Origin of the sequence: Aquabacterium sp., from assembly GCF_004297345.1 — a bacterium.
GTDB lineage: Bacteria > Pseudomonadota > Gammaproteobacteria > Burkholderiales > Burkholderiaceae_C > Aquabacterium.
On sequence record NZ_SCTN01000575.1, the window covers coordinates 1 to 7832 of the forward strand.

Here is a 7832-nt window from a genome sequence, read left to right on the forward strand (position 1 = left end):
CCGGACTTGGCGCACGCCGCACCGGACTTGGTGCGCGACGCACCGGACTTTGTGCGCGACGGACCATTCCTCGAACAGGAGGAACGCTGTACACGTCTGCACCTGCGGCCGGAGCTTGTCCTACCGCGTCAAATTTAACATTAAGCGCGGACGCTGGCGCAGCTCGAGCAAGGGCGTACAGTATATCTCGAGAGCTTCTAAATTTGCTCCACGTGGATTCAGGATACGCTTCTATATTAAATCCGCTTCCCTTAACGAACCAACAATATTGTGTTTTAAATAAGTCTTTCATAAGACTCTTCGAGTCGCTGCTGATGCAACAAGCATCGGCGATGATGTCCTGTAGCACAGGCAGACCATCGCATGCTTTGTACACACCACACAAGACCTTCATGATGTCAATGTTGTCGATGTTCAAATTACAACGACCGTACCATTTACACACGCCAAACCGGTCGGTTAACGCGATATTTGTACCAAGTGAATGAGCGTACGAGTTATCAAAATCGTAAACCTTTGGAACAAGATCCAGATTGTTATATGTCAACATTAGCTCACCGGCGTACTGCACAACAGTACGTCGTTCGGATGATGGGACGTTCTTTACGAAGATGTTGTTAGCGTGCAGATCGTAATGAGTCAACTTGGTATAGGACATTGCGTAGCATGCAGTGGCGATTTGGATTAGAACACGCCACATTGCATCAGTAAACGTGCTATTCCCTCCCGGTGCAATGACCCCAGCGTTTAGGAACTGGTGGAATGTGCGTTCGCCTTGCATACTCTCGGTCATGATCATCCCACATGTGTCAGTCGTGCTTGGCGGCACCTCTTTGAGCCTGCCTTCGCGTTTTATTTTTGCAGACACGTCATCAATTGCCGGACGAGGTAGTGCTGACTTTAGCGCTGTAAGATTTCGCATCCAGGCGTAGCGAATTTTGTCTGGTGTGACGTTCTTCATACCTGCCGTTAAGATCTCCAGTAGCGAGTTCTGAGAGCATCCGCTGCTGCTGGCGTAACATCGGACAAAGCATGGCGACATTCTGGCTGTGAGCATTGCCTCGATGACCTCGGCATAAATCCGTCTCTCGTACTCTAGTCCAGAAGTGTATCTCCAATCGTTGATCCAGATCTTTAACACGGCGCGCGTTGCCGGTTGGCCGTCATATATTACTCCGTTCTTAAACGTGACGAACCATATGTCCGTTAAAGATGATGCCGTTTTAGCAGTTGCTACACCCGTGATCTTGTCCACACATTTCGCGAGCGCGCACGCGCTACGCTCATCGCGCATACATGCCATTCTTATTTAACTAAAGCCACAATAAATGACATCCTACAACACTCCCAACATCGGGTTTGTTATGCAGAACGTCGGAGCTGGTCAGATAGTGTCCCAGTTACAGCAAGGGGTTTCAGCAACACAGACACCAATTTTTCTGTCGGGTGCTGGTCCATTCGTGCTTTCGATCGACCAATTCGTTACAGCATTCCAAACAGGTCTTGCGGTGGATGGATCTGTTACGCCTGTCGTTCTTACCTTGCCTTCTACGAATGCGATGTTAACGGCAATGGGAAATGGCTCTGTTAACACGTCTATAAACATTGAGACACCGTTTACCGGAACGAATGTTACTCCTGCAGCATGGGTGCAATTACAGGTTATGAACATGAACACGGCCTCGGCCGCAACGGTCACACTTGCCTCATCGGATCTAAACACATCGATATTTCAAACTGCCGTCCTTGCAAGCAGCGTGCAGGTGTTTACAATCGGCGACGGAACAACGCCAGGAACGATCAATGTCTATCAACAGAGTAGACAGCCAGCTCCGCAGCTGGGGGTAACTAGCATCACGACAAATTCGGGCGTCGCCGTGCCAGTTCTTGGCGATATAAACCTCTTCGGAGGGGCGAACATGACAACGTCGGCAGCAGCGAACAACGTCCTAGTGACGCTCATAAGCGATCCAACGGTGTCTGGTACAATCACCAGCACGTCGGATGGAGTTGGTACGACGCAGAGCATCGTCGTATCGAACACAGACAGCACGAATCCTAATTCCAATGCAGCGTTCATTGCCGAGACGCACGCTGGCGGTGGTTCTCCGCAGACACTATACAGCGTCAATGGTGGTCAGTCGTTTGTCCAGGGCATAAATGCGGCAGATAGTAGCGCACTTGTCACGTCTGCCAGCGGGACGCTTGGGGTATCCAACGTACAACGAATAGATAATGGCGGTAATGTTACGTTCTATAATCACGTAACCGTTCCTCACATGCTCGCGCCCGTTAATTCTACGTGCGGAATAGCAACGCTTTCGGGAGGTCATGTGACCGTGTTAACGACAGCTGTTACTGCAAACAGCTTGATCTTTCTATCGCATGACCTTATCGTTGCTTCGTTTTCGGTTATATGGGCTCCGTCTTCCGAGATCAATCCTGGCGTATCGTTTGGCATTCACTCGGCGAGTGGCACAGACGGCAGCTCGATTTATTGGTTCATTATAAATTGATTCATTTAGGGATGAATAAATGAAATCAGTCTATGTTATAGTCGCGACCATAGTTGCGGTCGTTGCGGCAGCCATTATCGCAGTTGTTCTCCTGAAGAAGAGAAAGAAGTCGCATCATTCCCCGTCGCCACCGCTACCCAGTGGATGCAATCCGCCGTGCTCCTCGCCGCTACAATCATGCGTCAACAACAGCTGTGCACCACCCAGCACCGCGTTAGCGACACTTAAGCTGCAACTGTCAGCAGGTCAGTTTGCGACATGCGCCGACCAATACGAAGTGTCGCGCACTATCTCCGTTTCGGCGTCCCCGGACACCAACTGGACGTATTGTTTCGCCACGACCGTCGGAGGCCTCGTTCCAGGGTTATATTACACGGCAAGTGGCGTTACGTATTCCGCTTCTGTCACGCAGAAGAACTCGATGTATCAGGTGTCTATGACTAACACATCTAGAGGGGCGACTAAACTAGATTTGGAACCAATTCCCGGTAAGAGCAACGCGTTTGCGATGTCGGTAACGACGAATAATGTTAAAGCGTACGCGTCTGCGTTGGACAGCCAAACGCAACCTAACGCAATGATTTTGTTTGATTCCAGTACGGGTGTATCGAATGCTCTATCGTTCACGCCCGTTTTTACGTCTTAACTGGACGATTTACTAAATGAGACCTCCATTTGTTGTTCTCATTGTAGCGGTCGTGATATTGGCTATACTCATTGGTGTTGTCGTGATTCTATATATGAAGAAGCATAAAACATCGCCAGGACCAGGACCATCTCCTCCGTCTCCTCCGTCGATCTGTACCCCTGCGTGCCTACCAACTCAAAGCTGTGTTAAAAGCACATGTGTACCACCAAGCACTACGCTCGCGAATCTACAAGTACAGCTTGCGTCCGAGGCGTCCGCTGGCACCGGATTCTTGACATGTACAGACGTTTCTGGTAGCACACGCATGATATGCGTTACCTCTACTGGAGATAGTCGTTGGAACTACGCGTTCGTTCCGACCAGTGGCCTACCTACTGGTCTCCATTACAAGGCAAGCGATAATCAGAATTATGGAGCGACGGCAATTGCATTGGATACTGTCAACATGCTAGACGCGTCCATGACCAACACGTCTTATGCAGCTACTACATTGGACTTTGACGCAATACCTAGTTCACCTGGACAGTACGCGTTATACTTACAATTTACGGACGAAAAAGGTCTTGCGTATAGGGCATATGCGACCACCACAGACGGCACATCGTCAAACGTTCTTGTGTTTGACAACGGGGCACTCATTGCACAGGCCCTGCCGTTTCTACTGCAGTATCAATAAATGAAACGTGCGTACGTAATTGCGTCCATCGTAGCGGTAGTTGGCATTGCTGCCCTCGCGATTTTCGTTTTAAAAAGGCGACAAAGCGCATCGCCGACGTCTGGATGTAATCCGCGATGCTCGTCCGCATTACAATCGTGTGTTAATAATTCATGCGTGCCTTCGGGCACTGCGCTGCGAGCACTTAGTCTTCAGATCACATCTGGACAATCGTCTGGGTCTTATTTAACGTGTAACACTATTATTGGAGACACGCGATTAATCGTACCCGAGTCCGCTAAAGATACTTCGTGGCTTTATTGTTTTGCTCCTATATCAGGTAGCTTTGTGCCTGGGTTATACTACCAACTCGACGATGGAGAAACGTTTAGTCCCGCTGTTGTGCAATTCCAGGTTGGAAGCACGTTGGTGTTTGGTGCACAGATGACTGGGACGTCGTATGGATCAGTTGTGCTAGATTTTGAACGTGTACCGAATTCAAGCACGTCGTTTGCATTGTATCTCGCGTTCACGTACGGATCAACCCCAATGAAGGCATACGCAACAGAAATCAATACTGGATTTGTGACTTTTGATTCCACTGCTAAAATAGATGCGGCATTAACATTATCTGTGACGTTCACAGCATAAGTTGATAAATGAAGCGCGTCTATCTTATCGTGTCTATCGTTGCAGGTGTCGCACTTATCGCTCTTGCGATCTTTGTTTTAAGGATGCGTAACAATAACAGCACATCGCCACCATCGCCATCCGGGTGTGTGCCACCATGCACAGCGTCACACGTGTGCATCAGCGGCGCATGTATACCATCCACATGTACACCGCCATGTACAGCGTCACAGATCTGCATTAGCGGCACATGCGTAACAGATTGTGTACCACCGTGCTCTTCAACACAGGCTTGCGTTGATGGCAAATGCGTAACGCCGCAACCAACATGTACGCCACCATGCACAGCGCCACTGGTATGTGTTAATAATGCTTGCGTCACACCGACTTCGCCAGTCGAGAGTCTTCATCTGCAATTTGCCTCTGGAATGTCGCAAGGACGGTACGTGGTATGCACCGTCCAGCAAGACAACCCGTCTCGGATGATGTTCAGCAATCCTATATACGACGGGAACTGGAGATACTATCGCACCTCAATCGGCGACGTACCATCGGGATTGTATTACGAATTTAGTAATGCCCTGTACGGTGCAACGATCTCACAGAACCGCGTGCACATGAACAACACCTCACTAACTGATGTTCATCTGGATCTAGAGGCACTACCAAATTCCAACCTCGTCGCAATCTCTGCGCTTTCTGCAGGCTCGAGCAACAAGATCTACGTGACGTCCGTGGCGCTCGATCATTCGCTTGTCTTCAGCACAGCCGCCCAATCGGCCGCCATGTCGTTTAACGCATTAGTGGTATAACATCATAAGATGTATAACGTCATACCAAAACGATATGACGTTAGCCAAATCGTCCTTTCTCAAAATAGGTTCTGGAGAGGCTATTTTTAGAGTACTTTGTGATGCAAGCCTACTTTAAGAGCACTGCGTATACCGCGAATGCCTCTGATCGTCGCGCTTACGTTCAACTTAAGCTCAACACCTTGCCGCGCGCATACGTTTTCCCAAACGAATCGTACGACGCGTTCTTCGCCGCATACGCCAGCGATAAGAAGACAACTGTTCACGAAAGCGTTGGATACTTTGCCATGCTCATAATAGACACCGTTTCTGACGAGACCATCGTTCACAAGCTCCAGACGTATCTTTCTTCGGCTATTGTACGTGTGCAACCACACCACCTCCATTGCGCGTACGACGCACAAGCAAAACGCGCGTACTTCTTTAACATGTACCTCAGCAAAGTAGACCGTGCGCGTGTGCGACACGATCACCCCGAATTGTATATCGCCGTCACTGGGTTTGTGCCAATGTACAACGGCATCTCGAAACTCATTATCGTCGACAATCAGCGTGCGACGTATGATATCGCGACATACGCTCAGACTAACGCGATTGTCGTGTCGTCGTTGCTTAGTCACGACCGTACGCCCGTCGATTTCGACATCGAACGAAGCGCGGAATGGACGACGCGATTGCTTATGGTAAACACGTTAGTGAGGGATGTTACTGGGCTCGTGTGCGAACTTCACGATATTCCCCTTGTCTACCTTCGAGACGACGACGACTCCCCCGTTCTTCCATCGCCAACGTCAATCGATGACACCGTCGCCGCACGTCTCACGGACATTATCGCATCCTTTACAAACGACACGTTCGTTTATCGCCACCGCTGGACACGCAAAAATGTCACATGGTTGTCGCGCAAAAAGGCTGGTCCATGCGCATTTTCCACGTCACGCACACACAGCCGTCGCCCTGCGTACATCCGTTTGACAGAGGATGGATCTGTGCGTTTCACGTGCAACTGTGAAGCGAAAATACGCCATGCGGACAAACATCCGCCAGTTGTTATCTGCAACATAAACGACCTAACAACTCCTGAACTGACGATTGAACAGATTAACGCATCTCTGGAATATGCCGTCGCTTCCCCGCCGACGGTTAATGAGCCAGTCGAGCTCGTCAACGAACTGGTCGTTGAACCGACCGATGCGTCTCCTCCGGCGACCGTCAATGCGCCAGTCGAGTTCGTTGAGCCGACCGATGCGTCTCCTCCGGCGACCGTCAATGCGCCAGTCGATCCCGTCAACGAACTGGTCGTTGAGCCGACCGATGCGTCTCCTCCAGCGACCGTCAACGAACTGGTCATTGAGCCGACCGATGCGTCTCCGGTGGTGGACGAACCAATCGATGCGTCTCCGTCAGTGGTCGTTGAGCCAATTAGTGATGACGACGAGGACGATGGTGTCAACGCGCGACCATTGCAACGCAGACGCTTGATGCCTTCCAGCGATAGTGACGACGATCTTCTTGTTGCACCAGCACAGCATCCTCCTCCATTTGGCGATCTCCAGTACTTGTTTGACGCCACTGACTCGCCACCACACATGCCGGCAGCAGCCGCGCACGATGACGAAGATGAACACGACGACGATGGTCAGCTCATGCCGGCAGAAATCGCACTAAAAGATCGATTAAACCCTCGAATGGACCCAGCAACGAAGGACATGCTTATTGGGCCGTATCGCGTGACGGTCGCCGGGATGAGCGTTGTCACAAAGAAATCAGTTTCCCAGGCGGCCGAGAATGACTACGAGACGATTCTGTTATTTGCGCAAGTGTTTGCTGCTCGCAATATCGTGATTATCAACGACAAGACGAAGACTGGGTTTATCTGGGAGGACATTAATCAGCTTTGGGTGCCCTTCACTGAGGCGACGATGCGCATGTTGCTTCCGACAATTATGCTGCCCGTGCTTCGTCATCGAATGGGACACGCTCGCGACGATGGTCCAATGGAGCACGCGCTTGTTGTTCGCAACCAGTACAACTGTCATCACATCGCGTACAAGGTACCTCAACGCAACGCAAAGAAGAAAGCAAAAGGTGATGATCAGTACGGCAAGCTCGTGAACAACATCAGTCGCATCTCCAAAATGAGTGCCATCACCACTGGTCTCGTTGGGTTTGTGCACAACCCGTCGTTCTTGTCCACCGTCAATAAGAACGAGTTTTTCCTGCCCATACAGCACGGCAAGGCTGTAGATCTTCGCAATGGACAGATCGTATCGCGTAATCGTTTCGCGCTGGCGTTCACGCACGAGCTACCTTACAAGTACACCCCAATGTCGTCGTTCCCAAATGTCGACAAGTTCGTGATGTCGATATGCGCTGGCGATGTCGCGTTGTTCGAATACATTCACCTAATCTGTGGGTACTTCTTGACCGGAAATGTCGAAGGACGAAGCCTTTTCATCGCATATGGAGTTGGACGAAACGGTAAAAGCACGCTGGTGAACACCATCAGCAAAGTCATGGGACAGTTCGCAGGAACGATCTCCGAATCGATCTTCACGGACAGCGCCCGA

The 7832-nt window shown here is 50.4% G+C and carries 3 protein-coding genes and 1 pseudogene; 3 read left to right on the top strand and 1 reads right to left on the bottom strand.

Annotation, left to right across the window (positions count from 1 at the left end; all coding sequences use genetic code 11):
- Positions 1-1255: hypothetical protein (locus tag EPO09_RS21615; RefSeq protein ID WP_290646580.1), on the bottom strand; the 1255-nt coding region annotated here is incomplete at its 3' end.
- A 73-nt stretch (positions 1256-1328) separates the two neighbouring features.
- Between EPO09_RS21615 and EPO09_RS21620 the strand changes: the two genes are divergently transcribed.
- From EPO09_RS21620 to EPO09_RS21630, 3 genes and pseudogenes are all read left to right on the top strand, one after another.
- The gene (locus EPO09_RS21620; protein WP_290646582.1) at positions 1329-2516 is read left to right on the top strand and encodes a hypothetical protein; all 1188 of its coding nucleotides are present in this window, start codon (positions 1329-1331) and stop codon (positions 2514-2516) included.
- A gap of 2551 nt (positions 2517-5067) precedes the next feature.
- On the top strand, positions 5068-5262 hold the full coding sequence (locus tag EPO09_RS21625; RefSeq protein ID WP_290646584.1) for a hypothetical protein: 195 nt from the start codon (positions 5068-5070) through the stop codon (positions 5260-5262).
- 101 nt (positions 5263-5363) lie between these two features.
- Positions 5364-7832, top strand: a pseudogene (locus tag EPO09_RS21630) (hypothetical protein); the annotation flags it as partial.